Here is a 19,758-nt window from a genome sequence, read left to right as displayed (position 1 = left end):
ATTTTTCCCAGTCTTACCTCTTGTTTATCATCGTTCACGGAATCCTTGTTAGAACTACCACATGCAACCAGACAGGCTGTGAGGATAATTTCCAGAATAACTGATAAATATTTCTTCATATGGCTACACCTAGTTCTTTATTATTTCTTTTCATCAAGCAAAATAACACCTTGTGCCGGATTTTTATCAATTGCACCAACTATCTCATGTGGAACATATGGCTCTTCAAGATATGCAAGGTCTTCGGCAGTTAATTTAATGTCAAATGCTCCGGCTGAATCATCCAGATACTGCGTTTTGGTTGCCCCAATAATAGGCGATAGAATTCCCTTTGCCCACTGCCATGCAATGGCTATCTGGGACATTTTGCAGTTATACTTTTCGGCAAGCTCCGCTACACGTTTAACTATCTGCATGTCTTCCGCTTCAGTCTTATCATATTTTCCCATGGCAACCCTATCCGTGGTTCCACGAAGAGACTCTGATTTCCACTGTGGTCTTGCCAGATGTCCGGCTGCAAGAGGGCTATACGGCATTAACGAAACTTTCATTTGCTTACAAATTGGTAGCAATTCTCTCTCATCCTCTCTGTAAAGCAAATTATAATGATTCTCCATCGCAGAAAATGGTGTCCATCCATTGTCTCTTGCGGCTAACTGCATATTATAAAACTGATATCCATACATGGCAGATGCACCAAGTGCCCTGACCTTTCCTGCTTTTACCAGATCGTGCAGTGCCTCCATAGTTTCTTCAATTGGTGTATCATAGTCAAATCTATGGATGATATATAAATCAAGATAGTCGGTTCCAAGACGTGACAGAGTTCCATCTATTTCCCTCATGATTGCCTGTCTTGATAAACGACCTTCATTAAAATATACCTTGGATGCAATCACAACCTGATTTCTCGCTACATTTTTCTTCAATGCTTTACCTAAATATTCCTCACTTGTTCCTGCTGAATATCCATTTGCTGTATCAAAAAAGTTATATCCCAAATCAAGTGCATGCTTGATAACATTCTCACTTTCAGCTTCATCCAACGTCCAGTCATGCATGGTTCCAGCTTTCCCAAAACTCATACAGCCCACACATAATTTTGACACTTCTATATCTGTATTTCCGAGTTTACCGTATTCCATAGTGCTCTCCTTATCTTAATCCAGCGTACTCTTTCTCCGATACCGCCTCACACCACTCATTGGAACAATCCACTCCCGGCACCTCAATTGCCAGATGGGAAAACCATTCATCCGGAGCGGCCCCATGCCAGTGCTTTACATCTACCGGAATGTTAATACAGTCACCCGGTTTCATTTCTACCGCATCCCTGCCTTCTTCCTGATAAAACCCTCGGCCGGCTACACATACTAAGATCTGCCCGCCACCGCTTTTTGCATGATGAATATGCCAATTATTCCTGCATCCGGGTTCAAATGTCACGTTGAAAATGCCAACCTGAGAAGTGGAAATCGGTGCAAGAAAACTTCTGCCAGAAAAATACTGTGCAAAGCCATCATTTGGTGCACCAATTGGAAATACCATCTCTTTTGCATGCGCCCGCATTGCTTCCTCTTCGTATGGTAAATCTCCTTCACCTGCCTCCCACACTTCCTTTGCAAGATTGAAAACAGCCCATGCTTTTGGCCATCCTGCATAAAATGCGACATGTGTGATTACTGCGGCAATCTCTTTTTGTGTTACACCATGATTTTTTGCATTTTGAAGATGATATTTTAAAGAAGAATCTGTAATTCCGGAAGCCATCAGAGCAACCACTGTGATGATACTTCTTGTTTTTACGTCGATGTCCTGGTTATTCCAGTTTTCGCCGAAAAGTACATCATCGTTAAAATGTGCAAATTCCGGTGCGAATTCACCAAGTGTATTTCTTCCTGCTGTCTGTACTATTTTTCCCATTTTCTGTATACCTCCATAGCACTGTTATTTATAAAGATTTTACCCACTCACTGATTTCCTGTTTTGTTCCACGGTTTAACAGGCTGCCTTCTGTGATAACCGCATCCGGTGCAGATGGCTGTAATTCCTTTACAGTATTACCGAATCCACTTCCACCGGATGTTGCAAAGAGCACAATCTTTTTGCCACTGAAATCATAGGCTTCCAAAAATGTATTGACAATTGTCGGAGCTACATACCACCAGATTGGGAATCCCAGAAGGATCTCATCATAAAAACTCATATCCATCTTTTTCTTCATAATCTCCGGCCTGTATTTCTTATCACTCATTTCCACACTGCTGCGGGATTTTTTATTCATCCAGTCAAGATCATCCTTTGTATATGGAACTTTTGGCTCAATCTCAAATAAATCCGCTTTTGCTTCCTCTGCAATCATTTCTGCTACTTTTTTTGTTGTCCCGCTTGCACTGAAAAATGCGACTAAATTTTTACTCATAATAAAAATCCCCTTTCTTTGCGAATTTTTCGTATAAAAATAGATGTATAAGATTTGAATTTCTCTTATACATCTATTTTATACCTGATATTTTTATTATGTCTAATGCTTATATTGAATTCCATTCTATGCCTGAAAAGCATTTATTTCTTCTATCATTTTACTGACCGCCAGAGAATATGGAATGTTTCGTCTCCAGGCAATCACAGTACTTGTTGTGATTTCAGGAGAAATTCTTCGCTGTACAAGAATATCCTCCCGCCAATACTTTGCAGCACCTTCGATGGATACCGGATAGCCCAGTCCATTTGCTGCCATAACTCCGGCATTCGTTCCAAGATTACTTGTAAAAGCAATCTGCAGTTTCGAAAAGTCTTTTCCAAACCAATTGGCAAGTTCACTTTGAACATTTACTCTTTCCGGCAGGATCAATGGTTTTCCAATAAGATCTTCTTTTCTTATAAACTCTTTTTCTGCCAGCGGATCATCCGGCCGCATTCCAACACACCAGTGATCGCAATCTGTGATCCGGATATAATCCAGCCCTTCGGTGTCCACCGGCTCCATGAATAATGCAATATCTACAAGTCCTTTGTTCATCATCTCATACACTGCATCTGCTGTTGCAGTATGCAATACAATCTGAACCAGCGGGTATTTTTCTTTATATGTTTTACATATCTCCGCCAATGTCTCCACCGCTGCAAATTCACCGCATCCAATGGTTATATTTCCCTCTACAACATCTTCTTTTCCTTTCAGTTCCTCAAGTGTTTTTTCCTCAAGATTAAGGATCTCCAGGGCACGCCTTTTTAATAAAATCCCCTCTTCAGTAAGCGAAATTTTCTTCCCGCTTCGAATAAATAATGTTACTCCAAGCTCCTCTTCAAATGCCGCCATTTGTCTGGATAGCGTTGGCTGGGTAATATGCAATTGTTCTGCTGCTTTTGTAAAGCTCTGTTCTTTTGCCACCGTCAGAAAATAGCGCAATAGTCTTAATTCCATATTTTTTATTCCCACAACTTCCGATTTCTATTTTTGTTTCCATAGCATAGTGTACTCTTTTTCACCAGTATCTTCATCCAAACCTTCACATTGAATAATGAACCCTTCTCTTTGGTAAAAAGAAATTGCTCTGGCATTCTTCTGATATACATTTAATCGTAAGCTGACTTTTTTATCCTTAATATAATCCAATAAAAGCTTACCTATGCCACATGACTGCATTTCATCAGAGACAAAAATACCTTCGATATATTCAGCATTTAGTCCTACAAATCCTTGAATCATTTTATCATCTTCATACACATAGACTTCGGATTGTGACATCATTTCTTTCACTAATTCATAATTACTTTTCCAGTATTGATTGGAAATAAAATAATGTGCTTTCAGATTTGTCTTTAACCATATGTCAGCAACTCTATCGATATCTCCGTTCAGCAACTTTCTAATCATAACAAATATTCTCCACAACTACATCCTTTATGCTTTTCTCTTTTATCCATTCTATCACAAGCTCACCATTAATCATCAATTTTTTGATATTTTTTCTTTTCCCCTACTGTAAAACAGCATCTGAGCGTTTCGTTATATAGAGTGGTACAAATACAGCGCAAAACTAAAATGTTAGCTGGAAATTGATCATTTTGAATGGAAAATCATGTCACGAACGTGATTAGAAAAAACAAAAGCGTTCGTTGTCAGCTAATCCAGCTAACATTTTCGAACGCTTTGAAGCCCGTCCATAAGAGGATTTGAACCTCCGACCCCTCGCTTAGGAGGCGAGTGCTCTATCCAGCTGAGCTATATGGACATATATAGTTGTGAAACATTTCGAACACTTCCAAAAGTTTCACAACCATTATTTTACTATATTTATTTTGAAATTACAAGAATTAATTCTAAATTTGAAAACTTAATAGTGCAGCTGACCCTGCAGCCAGATTGTTCCTTTGAAGCGGCGTCCAACTGCCGGTTCACCGAGAAGATCTTTGCTGTTGATGCAGATATCAAACTGTATATCATTGCTCTCTATAGTCATCTGGCAGATTTCTTCACCTGTCAGGATATTCTTAAATTTCATGATATCCAGAATCTCACCAAGAACATTATACTGATCACATTCAATTCCATAAGGCATGAAATAAGAGTCCACGATCGTGAGAACATCATCTGTAACAATTCTCTGGGAAATCATGGAGTAAGTATCCATATCCTCCATTGTAAGGCTCTCCATAGCTTCCTCATCACCATTACGCGCTGCTGCGATCAGATTAGTCCTGTTTTTGGAAAGTTCTCTCTCCACCTTTACCGCTTCCTTATCCTTCTGCAGCGGAAACAGGATCTTTCCCTCAGAAGCCAGACCGGAAACCGTCACCGGACGGTCCCCCGGGTCTTTCAGGCCTTTGTATTTCTCCTGCATATATTCTGCCAGATTCTGCAGATAAAAGATCATAGTCACGCCAATACGCAGATCATCACATGCTCCTGCATAAGATTCCTTATCTGTATGACGTTCAACAGTCACTTTTTCCCTGGATGTGATTCCTGTTCCCCTGAAAAATGGGAAATAATATTCCACGTGAAACTCACCGTTCTCATCGTACTGACCACAAACGCTGATTCCACAGTCACAGCCATAATTCTTGGAAAACTGTACAAATACGCCTTCCGGATGATTTTCCACGCAAACCTTTTCATCGTAGCTTGCGATCACATCACGGATGATCTCTTTTATTTCACTTCTTCTGGTAATCTGTGAAAAACCAACGGTCTTTAAATAACTGTGCACAAGAACACCTCCCTGAAAAAGCCTGCGTTTCTCTTACGCGCGTGTCTTTTTCTCAATCTTTGTCATACCGCCCATATATGGCTGCAGAGCTTTTGGAATATTTACAGATCCATCTGCATTCAGGTTATTCTCCAGGAAAGCAATGAGCATTCTCGGAGGTGCTACTACTGTATTGTTTAATGTATGAGCAAGGTATTTCTTGCCATCTTTGCCGTTTACACGGATTTTCAGACGACGTGCCTGTGCATCTCCAAGGTTGGAGCAGCTTCCTACCTCAAAGTATTTCTTCTGACGTGGAGACCATGCCTCAACATCGAGGGATTTTACCTTAAGATCAGCAAGGTCACCGGAGCAGCACTCAAGCGTACGAACCGGAATATCAAGAGAACGGAACAGATCTACTGTATTCTGCCACAGTTTGTCGAACCACATCTTACTCTCCTCTGGCTTGCAGACAACGATCATCTCCTGTTTCTCGAACTGATGGATACGGTAAACACCTCTCTCCTCAAGTCCATGAGCACCTTTCTCTTTACGGAAGCACGGAGAATAGCTTGTAAGTGTCTTCGGAAGCTCTTCCTCCGGGATGATCTGGTCAATGAATTTACCGATCATGGAATGCTCACTTGTTCCGATCAGGTAAAGATCCTCACCTTCGATCTTGTACATCATAGCATCCATCTCCGCAAAGCTCATAACGCCTGTAACAACGTTGCTTCTGATCATGAAAGGCGGTACGCAGTAAGTAAATCCCCGGTTGATCATGAAATCTCTTGCATAGGAAATTACTGCGGAATGAAGGCGTGCGATATCACCCATCAGATAATAGAATCCGTTACCGGCAACACGTCTTGCGCTGTCAAGATCGATTCCATCAAAATTCTCCATGATATCTGTATGATACGGAACCTCAAAATCCGGAACAACCGGCTCACCAAATTTCTCAATCTCTACGTTCTGGCTGTCGTCTTTACCGATCGGTACAGAAGGATCGATGATGTTCGGGATCACCATCATATCTTTCAGAAGCTCTTCCTCAACCTCTTTCTCTCTCTGAGAAAGTTCCTCAATACGAGTTCCGGATGCAGCAACCTGTTTTTTAACCTCTTCTGCCTCTTCTCTTTTTCCCTGGCCCATAAGAGCACCGATCTGTTTGGAGATCTTGTTTCTCTCAGCACGGAGAGCCTCAACCTCCTGCTTGATCTCTCTGTTTTCTTTATCAAGTTCGAGAACCTTGTCAACCAGCTCCAGTTTGCTGTCCTGGAACTTATTGCGGATATTCTGCTTTACAACCTCCGGATTCTCTCTCACAAACTTAATGTCTAACATGATATTCCTCCTGTATTAAAAATATTCTTACTCTTTGCAGTTTTTTATTCCTTCTCAATCTCACCAAGGCCAAAGTTTACTGCTTTTCTCAAAGCTTCCACTTCTTCCTGACTAAGTACAACATAGGACTCACCTTTTACGATCTCCTTTAAATAAAGGAAACAGTTATCGCGGCTGTGAACCGCATTCAAGATCAGACCTGTATTGTTTTTATCAAGAAGCGCCAATGCAAAGCTGAGTTTTCCACCTACATCATCAAATGCATCATACTTCTCAACGCCATATTTGCTGAACATTACATTCATATTTTTTTTGATAAAGCTGATGTCATGATCATGATCTTCCTTTGCTTCATACAGCCGGTCGATCTGTGCAAATTTTCTTACAAAAACTTTTTCCAGTGACTGTGCATCTCCGCCTCTCATAAACATCTTGTACTTCCGTTCCAAACGGCTGAGACGCATATTGCTACTCACCACATTGATCAGAAGAATGATGGTAAGGATCAGCAAAACAATGATCACAATCCCGGAATCAATTCCCATGCTTTCAAAAATCCCGCTCATTCTGCCTCCTATCTGATAGATTCGAACAGATCAATGATCCTCTCCAGTTCATCTCTGGAATAATATTCAATTTCAATTTTACCTTTGTTGTTTTTCTTTCGCTGAATGGATACCTTTGTTCCCATGATACCTTTCATTTTTTCTTCCAGGCTCTCATAAATGGCATCTTCTGCTGTGTTTCTCTCTGTTTTTACTTTTTTCGCAGGAGAAACCAGATTCTTTACAAGTTTTTCCGTCTCACGAACACTGAGTTTTTCATCAAAAACCTTCATGGCTGTTGTTTCCTGAAGAGCTTCATCAGAAATTCCCAGAAGTGCTCTCGCATGACCAGCTGAGATCATATCTGCAATTACCATTTCCTGAACTTTTGAAGAAAGCTTCAGAAGACGCATGGAATTAGTTACTGCAGTTCTGCTTTTGGCAACTCTGTCTGCGATTTCATCCTGTTTCAGGTGAAACTCTTCCATCAGACGTTTGTATGCCATCGCTTCCTCTATAGGATTCAGGTCTTCCCGCTGAATGTTCTCGATCAAGGAAATTTCTACGATTTCCTGGTCTGTAAACTCTTTTACAACAACAGGAACTTCCTTGAGCCCTGCCATCTTGGCAGCTCTCCAGCGGCGTTCGCCTGCAATGATCTCAAAATAATCCTTCTTATCGGATACCAACAACGGCTGAAGAACACCGTACTGTTTAATGGATTCCGAAAGTTCCAGCAGCGCATCCTCATCAAAATGTCTTCTGGGCTGATTCAGATTTGGTTCTACGCTGGAAATTTTCACAAGTCGTTCTGCGGCCGGATTATCTTTTTCAGTTGGTTTGTCTTTTTTTACAACTGCAGATCTTGTCTTTTTTGCAGGTTCCTTTGACGGACCGCCTGCTTTGTTCGGGATCAGTGCGTCAAGACCCTTTCCAAGGCCTCCTGTTCTTCTTCCAGCCATCACTCGCCCTCCCTGCCTATAACTTCTTCTGCCAGGAGGCGATAACTCTCTGCTCCTGTAGATCGTGAATCGTACAGATTGATCGGTTTTCCATAGCTTGGTGCCTCTGCAAGTCGTACATTTCTCGGTATGATCGTTTTGTATATATTCTGGTCCAGGTTTTCTTTTACATTTTCTACAACCTGAAGTGACAGATTTGTTCTGGCATCATACATAGTAAAGACCACGCCTTCGATCTTCAGTCTCTTATTCAATCGGTCTCTTACCAGTTCGATGGTATGTATCAACTGTGACAAACCTTCCAATGCATAATACTCACACTGAATCGGCACCAGAACGGAGGTTGCGGCTGTCAAAGCATTAATTGTAAGCATGCTCAGTGACGGCGGACAATCCATGATTATGTAATCATATTTCCGGCGAAGTTTATCCGTGATCTTTTTCAGAATAAATTCTTTATCCTCAAGATCAACCAGTTCAATTTCTGCACCGGAAAGATTCATATTCGATGGTATCAGGTCAACATTATCTACAACGTTCTTTATAATGGTATCCTTGGTCTCTGCTTCTCCAAGCAGCAGCTCATAAAGGGTGTTTTCTACTGCATTCTTGTCTGCGCCAAGTCCACTGGTCGTATTTCCCTGCGGATCAATGTCGATGGCAAGAACCTTTTTCCCTTTTTCAGCAAGGCAGGCCGATAGATTGATGGCTGTCGTTGATTTTCCAACCCCGCCTTTCTGATTGGCAACTGCAATGATTCGTCCCATTGTACCCCTCCTTTTTATTTTTTTAAGGGATTTTTACTCATTGGATATCATTATAACACTTTTATTTTTAAACTGCCACATAATGTTTCACGTGAAACAATAGAAAATAGGTTTTGAATTATTTTATTTATTGTGTAGTATACCCAAACTCATTCCGGACTAAACAGAAGTTTGACAGTAACAGTACATCGATTATAAAGTCCATCAACTCCGCATAAACTTCCAGTTTTATTTGCTGTCAATCAGACTATATATTTTACGCCATTACGCCATAAAAACGTACCGAGAAATGAAGTTCCCATTTATAGATATTTTGCTGAAATTGTTCTGATTTATCGTAATCTCGAAAATAATTCGATTTTCTCGGTATAGATATTATCTTTTATGGAACCTTGCACACTGCTACATAGGCATCGAAATCCCTTTCTTTTACAGCATTTATAGCATTTTCAAATTTTATCTGAACACTAAAAACATTACTATTATTATCAAGCGAACAAAAGTATCTGTAAACGCATTCGCAGTTCTACACTGAATAACTGCTTCGCGATTTACCAAAAGGACTACAAGCTACTCTTCCCTGATAAGAAGCAGTTTCTCAACCACTGCTTATCGTTTCTTGCAATTGAAGCCAAAAACAGGGGGACCTCCTGATTCGAGTCATACAAACAAAAGCATCCGCAGTTGCTACGCAGCTTTACACCGAATAACTGCTCCGCAGTTTATCAAAACTTGCTTGTACTCTTCCTGATACAAGCAAGTCACCAACCGCTGCTTATTGCTTCTTACACTTGAAGCAGGGGACCTCCTGACTCGATTAAAAACTATATCACGCTACCGTAAAGCGCATATGAGTTGTCGTTGTTGCGAAACATTTTTTAAGTCAAGCGGATAAAAACATCCTCCTCACTACTGCTCATAGCTTAATAAATGCTTCGCAGTTTATCAGAAGGAGACTGTACTTCTCCTGATACAAGCAAGTCCCCAACCACTGCTTATTGTAGTTCACAATTGAAGCAGGTGAATTACTTGATTCGATTAAAATCTATATTAAACCTACCATAAAACACATAAGCACGAACTACAGCTGTTTTTTATTTCTGCAATTGTCAAAGATGGGGTTATAACTCTTTATTCTTAATCTGTCTTCGGATGTTTCACGTGAAACATCATCCGAAGACAGATTATCAAACCAATATTCATAATTGAAGCAAGTGACTTCCTCGATCCGGTTAAAAATGCCATCAACGAAATCGATCCAGGACACGGTTTAACTTGTAACTGCAAGGGTACTGAACAGTTACGAACACATTATAAAATCAATGAGAAATATCAAAAAAAATACTCCGATATATTCTCTCTGGCATTATCTGTATCACGAAAGCATGTAAAAAATACAAGAAACTCCATCCACAAAATAATGTGGCTGTTATCTTTATATTCCCCAAAAGCATCTATATATAGTAAATGGAAACTTCTTTTCCTGGAGTGTTTTTATAGCGTGAAACACATGTATCTCTCGTGAAAAAAATATAATATTATGAAACTGGAATTTTCGATTTTTGTTTATTTTATTATGTTTACGAAAAATTTGCGTATTTATTTCATTTTTCTTTCAGCCCTGTTATATATTCGTTATGTACATGTTAACTAAAGACTTTTTCAAGCATAGTTTCATTTTGTAATATCCAATATAAAATGTATCTGAATAAGGTTCCGGCATAGAACTGGCATAAAATAAATTTCACTTAATAGGCTTTTTTCTTCTAAATCAAGCCGTAAAACGCTTCCCTGTCTTCCCTTTATCCCAGTCATGCGGACAAAAATTTTTGCATTCGATCATAGTTTTACACAAAATAGCTGTTTTACAGTTTATCAGGAAGAGTACAAGTATTTTCCCACCCACAGCTTATTGTTTTTTTGTAATCGAAGCAGCTACTTTCTTTTATTCGATCAATCAAAATTTCACATGTTTAAAGTAGGAACGGATCTATATTTTATCTTTTTGCCGTATGTGTGCAGGTGCACACTTTGCATTTCAAGGCTTTTTTATGTGTGTATACGTGTAAAGTACGTTTTATCGTACTTTTTTATTTAAAGTACTATAATTTGTACTTTAATACTTTTTTATTCGTAAATATCCTATTATTTCTCTTTATTTGCCAGTATTTTCTTTTATAAAGTCCTTTTTATCGTACTTAATGTTTGTGTTATTATCATTATCATAGTGTTCTCTTCGCAGAAATAATCTCTTATTTCTCTTTATTTCATCCTTACTCTTATATCGTTTTTCTATAAAATCCCCCATATTTTCCGCCTTACCCTCCATTTTTTCATATAAATACACATTTTTACTACATTCACTTAACTTGTTAATTCCCCATCCAGTTCACAAAAGCATCTGACCGAAATCATGGGGAATACTGATGACAGTATCTGGCAACTCGCCTTCAAGTGTGCAAACATATCTATCCAATTTGGGATCAAACGAATAAAAATACCCGTATTCACTACGCAGTTCTACACCCAATAGCTACTTTGCAATTTATCAGGACCGGCTTACAATGTACCCATAACAGTGGCCACATGAATTAGTGCAATACCTTGTTTTCAGACATACCCACTATTTCTTTCCCTGTTAAACGCCGTTGCATTCTTCCTAATACACGCCACCCACTGCTTATTACTTATTACTTTTTACTTTTTCGTAATTGAAGCAGGAGACTTACTGTTAACTGGTAATATTATCCTCCGAGTTTTTTTGTGAGCAAAGACCACTGAAAGCCCTGGACATACCATGCAAATTTATGTGATTAGCATAATTTCTGTGCATCGCGAAGTGTATTACCAAGAACGAAGTGATCAGTAATCAGGAAACTTCTTGATTTAATGCAAGCAGATAAAAGCATCCGCTTCACTACTTGCTCATAACCGAATAAGTGCTTCGCAGTTTATCCGAAGGAGCCTGCACTTCTCCTGATGCAAGCAAGTTCCCCTGATTATTGCTTTTCGAAATCGAACCAGGGGACTTATTTGATTCAGTTAAAAACACTTCTTCTCTTGCCTCATTTTCCCCTGAAATGCTATAATCCATAAAGAAAGCATCCGCAAACTCCTTGCAGTTTGCGGCTAATACATTGTTTCGTAAATAACTATACCAATCGCGTGGGATGTGGATTCGAATGTGCAGGTATAAAAATGCAGGCGTAGCTGGCTATGCTGAGGCTTTTAGATCTGTGCAGTCGGATTCACCAACAAGTAATTGGTATAGTTATTTCGAAAACAATGTACTAGTACAGCGAAAATTAAGTTTCTGCTATATTGACGTAGGATGATTTTCTCATATGCAAGGCGAAGGAATGAGGCGTAGCGGTGGCTACGGCGATTGACGACAACGCAGCATATGAAAAATCAGACAAGTCAATATGGCGGTTACTTAATATTCGCTGTACTAGTCATTTATCATCTGATTGAAAGGAATATTTTATACATGAACACCACAAATAATCGCAACGATTTCTATAAAAAACAATTAGACAAGACTTTAAATGGCAATGAAAAGATCGAAACTGCCATTGCAGCACTCCAAAAAGAATCAACCGAAGAAATGCTTGCTCATACTCTCACCGTGATCCGTCACAGAATGCAGGAGCAGGCACAGCTGATCATTGCTGTAGAACCTCCAAAAGGTGATGGAAAAATTTCTCTTCATGCGATCAAAACCAACGATGGAAAGCAATGGTGGGCTGCATTTACCAGCTTTGACGAAGAGTTAAAAGGCAGTGATAAGATCATGTCCACATTTACCGCAGATATTGATAAGATTTTTGCTTCTGCATTGCAAGAGCCGTCTGTTGAGGGAGTAATTCTCAATCCATGGAACTGCACACTGATGCTGAACAAAACCCTTATCAACATCATCCTCGGCAATCCTGTATAGCATCAGCTCTGTCGGATAACAAGTCCAATGTTTCACGTGAAACACTTGTATTTTACTGAAGGATAAAAGCATCCTCTTCGCTACTTGCTCATAACAAAATAACTGCTTTGCAGTTTATCAGAAGGAGCTTTTCCTTCTCCTGATACAAGTAAGTCCTCTGCTTATTGCTCTTCGCAATTAAAGCAGGGGACTTACTTGATTCGGTTCGAAATCTGATTTCTATGTATCATGAAGCGTATTGGCGATGCTACTGTTCACTGATAATATTCCGTAAGTTTTTTTTATAAACGAAGGTCGCAGAAAGCCCGAGACCATACCGCACCAATTTATGCGATCAACATAAATTCTTTGCATTGCGAAGCGCGTTACTGAAAGCAGAACGAACAGCAACTTAGCGATCATCGCCAAGAACAGAATGGACAGTAGCGTCAGCATACAATAACAAGGTTAGGGTTCCTACAAAAACATTGTAAATTTTTCGTTCCTGTCGTATAATAAAGCAAAGAAATATTCAGAAAAAATCAGATCAGATATCTGAATTACGTTACATCTGTCCTGATTATTTTTACGAATTCCAGGAGGCTTTTTAATGAAGAAAAATGGACACAGACTACTTACTCTTGCAGCTTTAGTCGGAACTGCCGCAGGTGTTATTCATATTGCTAACCGTTTCATAGATGCCACATCTCAGCTTAAAGATATGCTGGAACAGCCACACAGCAAAACCTATGACTGGCGTTTTGGAAAGATTTTTTATACAAAGCAGGGACATGGCACCCCTATTCTTCTTATTCATGATATCATGCCAGGTGCTTCCGGTTATGAATGGAATGCCATAGAGAAGCAGCTCGCAACCGAACATACAGTTTACACCATTGATCTTCTTGGATGTGGACGTTCCGAAAAACCGGATATTACTTATACCAATTTTGTATTTGCTCAGTTACTCTGTGATTTTGCCAAGAATGTGATTCGTGAGGAAACCGATGTTATTGCCAGTGGTTTCTCAGGTTCTTTTGCGATCATGGCTTACCGTAACAATTCCGACCATTTCCGCAAGATCATGCTGGTCAATCCACCAAGCTTCAGTTCCCTGAAGCAGGCACCTTGTAAAGACAACAAGCTCTTTAAGTATTTTATCGAGCTTCCGATTTTCGGAACTCTGATCTATCATATGGTAGCTTCCCGCGAATCCATCAGCAGTCTGTTTATGGAAAAGCTGTTCTACAATCCCTTCCATGTAACAGATACACTGGTAGACACCTATTATGAATCCGCTCACAAGGGCGGTTCCAACGCCAAATATCTGTATTCCAGCTACATTGGCAAATACCTGAATATCAGCATTAATAATGCCGTAGAATCTTCCGATGCATGCATCTATATTATTTCCGGAGAAAAAGAAGCTTCCGCTTCTCTTATCGCAGAGGAATATCAGAAGCTGAATTCTTCCATTGAAACCGCTGTGATCCCGGAAACCAGACATCTTCCTCATCTGGAAGATCCGGAACATTTCCTGGAACAGGTAGCTATTTTCCTGTAAAAACAACTTATGATCCGGCACCAAAAACAAAATTTATCTATAGTAATTTTGGAAATCAACGTATCAAAAGAACATTGTTCATGTTCAGAGCCGTTGAGCTTCATGCAGTAATTTGTGGAAATGCTATAAACCAACAAAAAGCCAATAAAAAAAGAGTACTGTTTCACGTGAAACATGAGTTTTCCCTCAAACAAACGTGAAACAATACTCTTTATTTTTTACCAGACTCACAGCATGCATCCGGACATTTCTCTTATCTAAGTGCCTGCTCCAGATACATGTGTGTTGTATTATCGATCAGCTTATGTGTCAGCTCTGCCATATGCTGTGTACTCTCCTGATTCTCAGAAGACAGCCATGTCTTGATCATTCCCACGCATCCATTCAAACAAAACGCATACGCATACTCAATATCACGGTTGTCTTTCGGAAGACGAATTGACAAGCGATGCAGCACTGTATCTGCGATCAGTTTTTCTATACGATTCACAAAAGCCATATCTCCATTCTTTCCAAGAAGTGCGATACAAATATCCTTATTATGATCCAGAATCGTAAATATCTGCTCAATAAAAGGATACGAACTCTCCTTATTATTAAGAGGATCCAGCGGATAGTCTGCCACCAGATGCATGATTTCCTCCATCAATTCAGCCTCTATGGATTCCAGCATCTGATAGATATCTGTATAGTGAAGATAAAATGTGGAGCGGTTGATATCAACTTCTTCCACCAGTTCCTTTACCGTAATTTCCTTAATACTCTTCTTCTGCATAAGACGGGCAAGCCCCGCTCGCAACTGTGCCTTGGTCTTACGTACTCTTCTGTCAACTTTTTCCGCCATCTTAATTCCCCCTGCAATTCAAAAAAGCAAGCACGTTTCCTCCACCTCAATCACCTGTTACTTACGATACTCTGCAACTGTCATACAATGCATAATGCATCCTTCAAACGAATAAAAGCATTCGCTTTCTCTACGCCGATCTGTATGATACCAGATATCTGCTGTTGTTAAGAATTGACAAGATCAAAATTGTTAACGACGCCGACCTACACGATACCAGATATCTGCTGCATATTTGTGTTGAAACATAGGAATCCTGTCTGCATTTAATATTACCAACTGCACATAAATTCAAAGTAAATAACGTACTTTTTGTCTATTATGCAGTTTTTTATCTGTAATAGACACTTCCATCATTTCCGTCTATTAATATACATTCAGTAAAGATTTAATGGTTGTATCTGTGGTATGTGTTTAGTATAATACATCACGTAAAGAAAATCAACACTTTGTTTGATAATGGAATATAAAGCTATTAATAGATTTTAATATGATTAATAGATCTCGTCGCCATTACTGGAATAAAGTTTGATTAATCAACTATGTTTGATAATACAATTTAATAAGAAAGGGATAGGTAATATGATCAAAAACGAATGGAAAAGCTTACTTCGTAACAAGCTCATGCTTATCGTCGTAATCGCCATTATCGTAATCCCGATCATCTATGCAGGTCTGTTTCTGAAATCCATGTGGGATCCTTACGGAAACGTAGACAGCCTGCCAGTGGCCGTGGTAAACGAAGACAAACCTGTCGAGTATAATGGCAAGACCTTAAGCATAGGTAAGGACATGACGGATGAGCTGAAAGACAACGACTCAATGGCATTTAACATTGTAGACAGCAAGACAGCAGAGGACGGTCTGGCCAATGGAACCTATTACATGGTTATCAAAATTCCGGAAAATTTCTCCGCAAACGCAGCCACTGTAATGGACAACGATCCAAAGCAAATGGAGCTATCCTATGAGACAAACCCTGGAACCAACTATATCGCCTCCAAGCTCAGTGAAACAGCAATGCTGAAGCTTCGTGATAACATTGCTTCCAAGGTTACGGAAACCTATACAGAAACCGTTTTTGATTCTATCTCAGAAGCAGGTGACGGAATGCAGGAAGCTGCAGACGGATCCGGAAAGATCGAAGACGGACTGAATACAGCAGCTGATGGTAACAAAACAATTACCAAAAACCTTAAGAAGCTTTCCACCAGTACTCTTACTTTCGTAAGTGGTGCTGACAGTCTCACCGAAGGTCTTAAGACCTACACCGATGGTGTTGCAAAGGTTAACGATGGTGCAAAGAGCCTGGACGATGGTGCAGATCAGCTGAACAGCGGCGTTGCAACCCTCACAGAAAAGGTTCCGGAGCTGACAACCGGTGTGGATACTCTGGATAAAGGTGTTCAGCAATACACCGCTGGTGTGGATGAGCTTAATAAAAATTCTGATGCACTGAAATCCGGTGCAAGCAGCCTGGAATCCGGTGCAAACCAGCTGAACAGCGGCGTTGCGGCTCTGACAGAAAAGGTTCCGGAGCTGACAACCGGTGTAGATACTCTGGATGAAGGTGTTCAGCAGTACACCGCTGGTGTGGATGAGCTTAATAAAAATTCTGATACACTGAAATCTGGCGCAAGCAGCCTGGAATCCGGTGCAAATGCATTAAGTGCAGGTATTGATACTCTTTCCGACGGAGCAACACAGTATGTAGCTGGTGCTGACACTCTTGCAGATGGAACTACCACCTATGTGGCTGGTGCTGGCAAACTCGCAGCCGGTGCCAAAGAGCTTGCAAAACTTGAAGACGGACTCACAACAGTTTCCAATGGTATCTCTCAGCTGAATACCGGTGTTACCAAAGGAACCGATGACTCACAGTCACTGATATCCGGAACACAGCAGCTGGAAAACGGACTGAAAGCCCTGAACGATAAGGTTTCTGCTCTGAAAGAGGGAACAACACAGGAATCCATCAACAAGCTTGCAGCCGGCCTTACTTCCGCAAAGGATGGTATGGACACAGCCGCAGCTGGTATGAACAGTGCTGCAGCTGGTATGAACAATGCGGCAGACGGAATCAACAACGCAGCCGGATATATCACTCAGGCCGCAGGTATCACAAGTCAGACCAGCAGCAGTATCACAGACAGTCTGATCCCTGCTCTCCAGAATGCAGGCACACAGTTCTCACAGGTAGGTGATCAGGTCAGCAACATCCTTACAGGATACGGACAGCAGACAACGGAGGCACTTACTGATGCAAATACCAAGATCGGTACTGCCGGACAGACAATGACCGATTTAGCAGCACAGCTTCAGGCGATTCAGGCAACCGCTTCTGAGGACGGAACCATTTCCGCAGCAGCTCTGAATGATGTGATCAACGCTTTAAACAGCGTAGCCGGTGGAATGACTGGCGTGGACGGTTCTTACATGAGCAGCTATTCTGATCAGGTTTCACAGCTTGCAGCTGGTGTATCCGGTCAGCTCTCTTCTACTCAGGAAAATCTGAATGCTGTTGCTTCCAAGCTTAACGAAGCAGCTTCCGGACTGACTCAGATCTCCGGAGGACTGACTCAGGGTGCCGGCACACTTTCTGAGGGTGCAACAACCATGACAGATGGTGCAAACCAGATGAGTGCAGGTGCAACAACCATGAGCGCAGGTGCAGAGCAGTTATCTGCAGCTACAAGTCAGCTTCCTACAGATCTGATCGCTCAGCTTTCTGCAGGTGTTACCCAGCTGTATCAGGGTGCACAGGCTGTAAACACAGGAACCAAGAACGTTTCCGCAGGACTTCAGTCTCTGGAAGACGGCACAGTCGAAGCCTTCCCGGCTGCAGCAGCAGGAATCAAAGCTCTGAACGATGGATTTGACCAACTGACATCTTATGATAAGCAGCTCAACGATGGTGCAAAGAATCTGAAAACAGCCGGCAAACAGATCACTGGCGCACTTCCGGATATCAAATCCGGTGCAGGTCAGCTGGCAGATGGTTCTAAGGCACTGACAGATGGAATCACAACTTACACCGATGGTATTGCTAAGCTTTCCGAAAACAGTGCTGCTCTTACAGACGGCACCAAGAAACTGGCAACAGGAGCCAATGCTCTTTCCAGCGGTGCTACTACTCTTGCAGATGGAACAAAAGCATTAGCCGATGGTTCCGGAACACTGACAACCGGAATCACAACCTACACCGATGGTGTTGCTAAGCTTTCCGAAAACAGCTCCGCTCTTACAGACGGTACCAAAAAGCTCTCAACAGGAGCCAAAACCCTTTCCAGCGGTGCTACTACTCTTGCAAACGGTACTAAGACATTAGCAAACGGTACCTCAACACTTCTCAGCGGTACCGAGAAGCTTGTAAGCAACAACAGCACACTTAACAATGGTGCAAAACAGCTTGCAGATGGCGCTGCCCAGATCCAGAGCGGTTCCTCTCAGCTGTATGATGGCTCCAAGAAGCTTGGAAGCGGTATGAAAGAACTGAAAGACGGTTCCAAGACACTGACCACAAGCCTCAGCGATGGAGCTACCACTGTAAAAGACAATTCAGCAAGTGATGAAACGATCAAAATGTTCGCAACTCCTGTTGTAAACGATGAAACAAAACTTACCGATGTCCCGAATAACGGACACGCAATGGCACCTTACATGATGTCTGTAGGCCTCTGGGTCGGCGCACTGGCATTCTGCCTGATGTATCCTCTGGCTCAGTATAAAGGCAAACTGAAATCCGGTTTCGCATGGTGGGCAAGCAAAGCTTCCGTCCTTTATCCGGTAGCGATCCTTCAGGGAATCTGCCTGATCCTGCTGTTACGTGCATTTAACGGATTCACACCTGCAGAGATGGGCAAAACCGTACTCTTCGCCTGCCTGACATCAATGACCTTTACCTCTATCATGTACTTCTTTAACATTACTCTTGGTAAAGTAGGAAGCTTCCTGATGCTGGTATTCATGGTCGTTCAGCTTGCAGGATCTGCCGGAACTTATCCGGTTGAGGTTTCACCTTCATTCGTTGCAAAGATCCATGCATACGTTCCGTTTACTTATACGGTCGATGCATTCCGTGCAACGATCAGCGGTGGCCGAAGCATTACCACTTCCATTATTGTAATGGTTGCACTGTTAGTGATCTTCACGATCCTGACAATCCTTCAGTTCAATCACATGACCAAGAGAAAGAAAGCAGAAAAAGTTGTTCTCTTCGACTGGCTGGAAGAAAGAGGTCTTGCATAATACTTAGTTACTGACAGAAGCTCCCCCGAACCTTCTGTTAGATATAGAAAAATTAAAACTGTACAGAAGCTCATCTGAGCAACTGTACAGTTTTTTTATGTTGTCTCCACCAATTCTCCACGCTACTATTATAGCAGCTACAGAAAATCAAGCGGATAAAAGCATCCTCATTTGGTTAGATCTGATCAGGCAAATCCCTGCACAGTTACGCAAAGCAAGCTGCGACAATTACAGTGACTTACCTGCAACATAAAATCTACGCATACATAAGAGACTTACATGCAACAAAAAATACAACCTACACCGATAAAAAGCCAGGCACCGCAACCAAATACCGTATCCGTGCATACCGCATCACAAACGG

At 41.2% G+C, this 19,758-nt stretch carries 16 protein-coding genes and 1 tRNA gene; 3 read left to right on the top strand and 14 right to left on the bottom strand.

The annotated features are described in order from the left end of the window. Window positions 1-140 precede the first annotated feature (140 nt). From AB5026_RS07910 to AB5026_RS07850, 13 genes are all read right to left on the bottom strand, one after another. On the bottom strand, window positions 141-1,145 hold the full coding sequence (locus AB5026_RS07910) for an aldo/keto reductase (protein ID WP_021650152.1): 1,005 nt from the start codon (window positions 1,143-1,145) through the stop codon (window positions 141-143). A 10-nt stretch (window positions 1,146-1,155) separates the two neighbouring features. After that, on the bottom strand, window positions 1,156-1,923 hold the full coding sequence (locus AB5026_RS07905; protein ID WP_015526521.1) for a carboxymuconolactone decarboxylase family protein: 768 nt from the start codon (window positions 1,921-1,923) through the stop codon (window positions 1,156-1,158). A gap of 28 nt (window positions 1,924-1,951) precedes the next feature. Then, the gene (locus tag AB5026_RS07900; RefSeq protein ID WP_368213085.1) at window positions 1,952-2,422 is read right to left on the bottom strand and encodes a flavodoxin; all 471 of its coding nucleotides are present in this window, start codon (window positions 2,420-2,422) and stop codon (window positions 1,952-1,954) included. A 126-nt stretch (window positions 2,423-2,548) separates the two neighbouring features. Next, window positions 2,549-3,427, bottom strand: a complete 879-nt coding sequence (locus tag AB5026_RS07895; protein ID WP_021650153.1) for a LysR family transcriptional regulator — start codon at window positions 3,425-3,427, stop codon at window positions 2,549-2,551. A gap of 27 nt (window positions 3,428-3,454) precedes the next feature. Then, complete coding sequence (locus AB5026_RS07890) at window positions 3,455-3,880, bottom strand: GNAT family N-acetyltransferase (protein WP_368213084.1); 426 nt, start codon at window positions 3,878-3,880, stop codon at window positions 3,455-3,457. A gap of 284 nt (window positions 3,881-4,164) precedes the next feature. Then, window positions 4,165-4,238 (bottom strand) — tRNA-Arg (locus tag AB5026_RS07885). Window positions 4,239-4,340: 102 nt separating this feature from the next. Continuing rightward, window positions 4,341-5,216, bottom strand: a complete 876-nt coding sequence (locus AB5026_RS07880) for a DUF3881 family protein (protein ID WP_059086529.1) — start codon at window positions 5,214-5,216, stop codon at window positions 4,341-4,343. A gap of 33 nt (window positions 5,217-5,249) precedes the next feature. After that, on the bottom strand, window positions 5,250-6,545 hold the full coding sequence (gene serS, locus AB5026_RS07875) for a serine--tRNA ligase (protein ID WP_015526534.1): 1,296 nt from the start codon (window positions 6,543-6,545) through the stop codon (window positions 5,250-5,252). A 44-nt stretch (window positions 6,546-6,589) separates the two neighbouring features. Continuing rightward, complete coding sequence (locus AB5026_RS07870; protein WP_015526535.1) at window positions 6,590-7,111, bottom strand: DUF4446 family protein; 522 nt, start codon at window positions 7,109-7,111, stop codon at window positions 6,590-6,592. A gap of 8 nt (window positions 7,112-7,119) precedes the next feature. Then, window positions 7,120-8,052 carry a ParB/RepB/Spo0J family partition protein gene (locus tag AB5026_RS07865; RefSeq protein WP_022426830.1) on the bottom strand — a complete coding sequence of 311 codons (933 nt, stop codon included), beginning with the start codon at window positions 8,050-8,052 and terminating at the stop codon, window positions 7,120-7,122. Then, window positions 8,052-8,819 carry a ParA family protein gene (locus AB5026_RS07860; protein ID WP_092072358.1) on the bottom strand — a complete coding sequence of 256 codons (768 nt, stop codon included), beginning with the start codon at window positions 8,817-8,819 and terminating at the stop codon, window positions 8,052-8,054. The genes AB5026_RS07865 and AB5026_RS07860 overlap by 1 nt, the downstream gene beginning before the upstream one ends. A gap of 2,155 nt (window positions 8,820-10,974) precedes the next feature. Continuing rightward, window positions 10,975-11,127: a hypothetical protein gene (locus tag AB5026_RS07855; RefSeq protein WP_022426828.1), complete on the bottom strand. Its 153-nt coding sequence runs from the start codon at window positions 11,125-11,127 to the stop codon at window positions 10,975-10,977. Window positions 11,128-11,736: 609 nt separating this feature from the next. Further along, window positions 11,737-11,913, bottom strand: coding sequence for a hypothetical protein (locus AB5026_RS07850; RefSeq protein WP_015526538.1), 177 nt, complete (start codon window positions 11,911-11,913; stop codon window positions 11,737-11,739). Between the two features lie 396 nt (window positions 11,914-12,309). Here AB5026_RS07850 and AB5026_RS07845 point away from each other — a divergent pair, with 396 nt between their 5' ends. Then, on the top strand, window positions 12,310-12,759 hold the full coding sequence (locus AB5026_RS07845; protein ID WP_368213083.1) for an SseB family protein: 450 nt from the start codon (window positions 12,310-12,312) through the stop codon (window positions 12,757-12,759). 589 nt (window positions 12,760-13,348) lie between these two features. After that, window positions 13,349-14,302, top strand: coding sequence for an alpha/beta fold hydrolase (locus AB5026_RS07840; protein ID WP_114001992.1), 954 nt, complete (start codon window positions 13,349-13,351; stop codon window positions 14,300-14,302). A 253-nt stretch (window positions 14,303-14,555) separates the two neighbouring features. On the opposite strand, the gene AB5026_RS07835 is transcribed toward AB5026_RS07840, so the two are convergent. Then, window positions 14,556-15,146, bottom strand: a complete 591-nt coding sequence (locus AB5026_RS07835; protein WP_059086526.1) for a TetR-like C-terminal domain-containing protein — start codon at window positions 15,144-15,146, stop codon at window positions 14,556-14,558. Window positions 15,147-15,728: 582 nt separating this feature from the next. On the opposite strand from AB5026_RS07835, the gene AB5026_RS07830 reads away from it, so the two are divergent. Beyond that, on the top strand, window positions 15,729-19,394 hold the full coding sequence (locus tag AB5026_RS07830; protein WP_368213081.1) for a YhgE/Pip family protein: 3,666 nt from the start codon (window positions 15,729-15,731) through the stop codon (window positions 19,392-19,394). The last annotated feature ends 364 nt before the right edge of the window (window positions 19,395-19,758 follow it).

The sequence above is a fragment of the Blautia sp. RTP21359st1_E11_RTP21359_211015 genome (assembly GCF_040910705.1).
GTDB lineage: Bacteria > Bacillota > Clostridia > Lachnospirales > Lachnospiraceae > Blautia_A > Blautia_A fusiformis.
The sequence above is the reverse complement of the archived record's forward strand: the minus strand, read 5'-3'. Positions and strand labels throughout refer to the sequence as shown.

Excerpts from the sequence above, each read along its gene's own strand:
- serS (WP_015526534.1), bottom strand. The coding sequence starts at position 6,545 with ATGTTAGACATTAAGTTTGTGAGAGAGAATCCGGAGGTTGTAAAGCAG.
- AB5026_RS07830 (WP_368213081.1), top strand. The coding sequence starts at position 15,729 with ATGATCAAAAACGAATGGAAAAGCTTACTTCGTAACAAGCTCATGCTT.
- AB5026_RS07850 (WP_015526538.1), bottom strand. The coding sequence starts at position 11,913 with ATGGATTATAGCATTTCAGGGGAAAATGAGGCAAGAGAAGAAGTGTTT.
- AB5026_RS07835 (WP_059086526.1), bottom strand. The coding sequence starts at position 15,146 with ATGGCGGAAAAAGTTGACAGAAGAGTACGTAAGACCAAGGCACAGTTG.
- AB5026_RS07900 (WP_368213085.1), bottom strand. The coding sequence starts at position 2,422 with ATGAGTAAAAATTTAGTCGCATTTTTCAGTGCAAGCGGGACAACAAAA.
- AB5026_RS07840 (WP_114001992.1), top strand. The coding sequence starts at position 13,349 with ATGAAGAAAAATGGACACAGACTACTTACTCTTGCAGCTTTAGTCGGA.
- AB5026_RS07860 (WP_092072358.1), bottom strand. The coding sequence starts at position 8,819 with ATGGGACGAATCATTGCAGTTGCCAATCAGAAAGGCGGGGTTGGAAAA.
- AB5026_RS07855 (WP_022426828.1), bottom strand. The coding sequence starts at position 11,127 with ATGGGGGATTTTATAGAAAAACGATATAAGAGTAAGGATGAAATAAAG.
- AB5026_RS07865 (WP_022426830.1), bottom strand. The coding sequence starts at position 8,052 with ATGGCTGGAAGAAGAACAGGAGGCCTTGGAAAGGGTCTTGACGCACTG.
- AB5026_RS07870 (WP_015526535.1), bottom strand. The coding sequence starts at position 7,111 with ATGAGCGGGATTTTTGAAAGCATGGGAATTGATTCCGGGATTGTGATC.
- AB5026_RS07910 (WP_021650152.1), bottom strand. The coding sequence starts at position 1,145 with ATGGAATACGGTAAACTCGGAAATACAGATATAGAAGTGTCAAAATTA.
- AB5026_RS07895 (WP_021650153.1), bottom strand. The coding sequence starts at position 3,427 with ATGGAATTAAGACTATTGCGCTATTTTCTGACGGTGGCAAAAGAACAG.
- AB5026_RS07845 (WP_368213083.1), top strand. The coding sequence starts at position 12,310 with ATGAACACCACAAATAATCGCAACGATTTCTATAAAAAACAATTAGAC.
- AB5026_RS07905 (WP_015526521.1), bottom strand. The coding sequence starts at position 1,923 with ATGGGAAAAATAGTACAGACAGCAGGAAGAAATACACTTGGTGAATTC.
- AB5026_RS07890 (WP_368213084.1), bottom strand. The coding sequence starts at position 3,880 with ATGATTAGAAAGTTGCTGAACGGAGATATCGATAGAGTTGCTGACATA.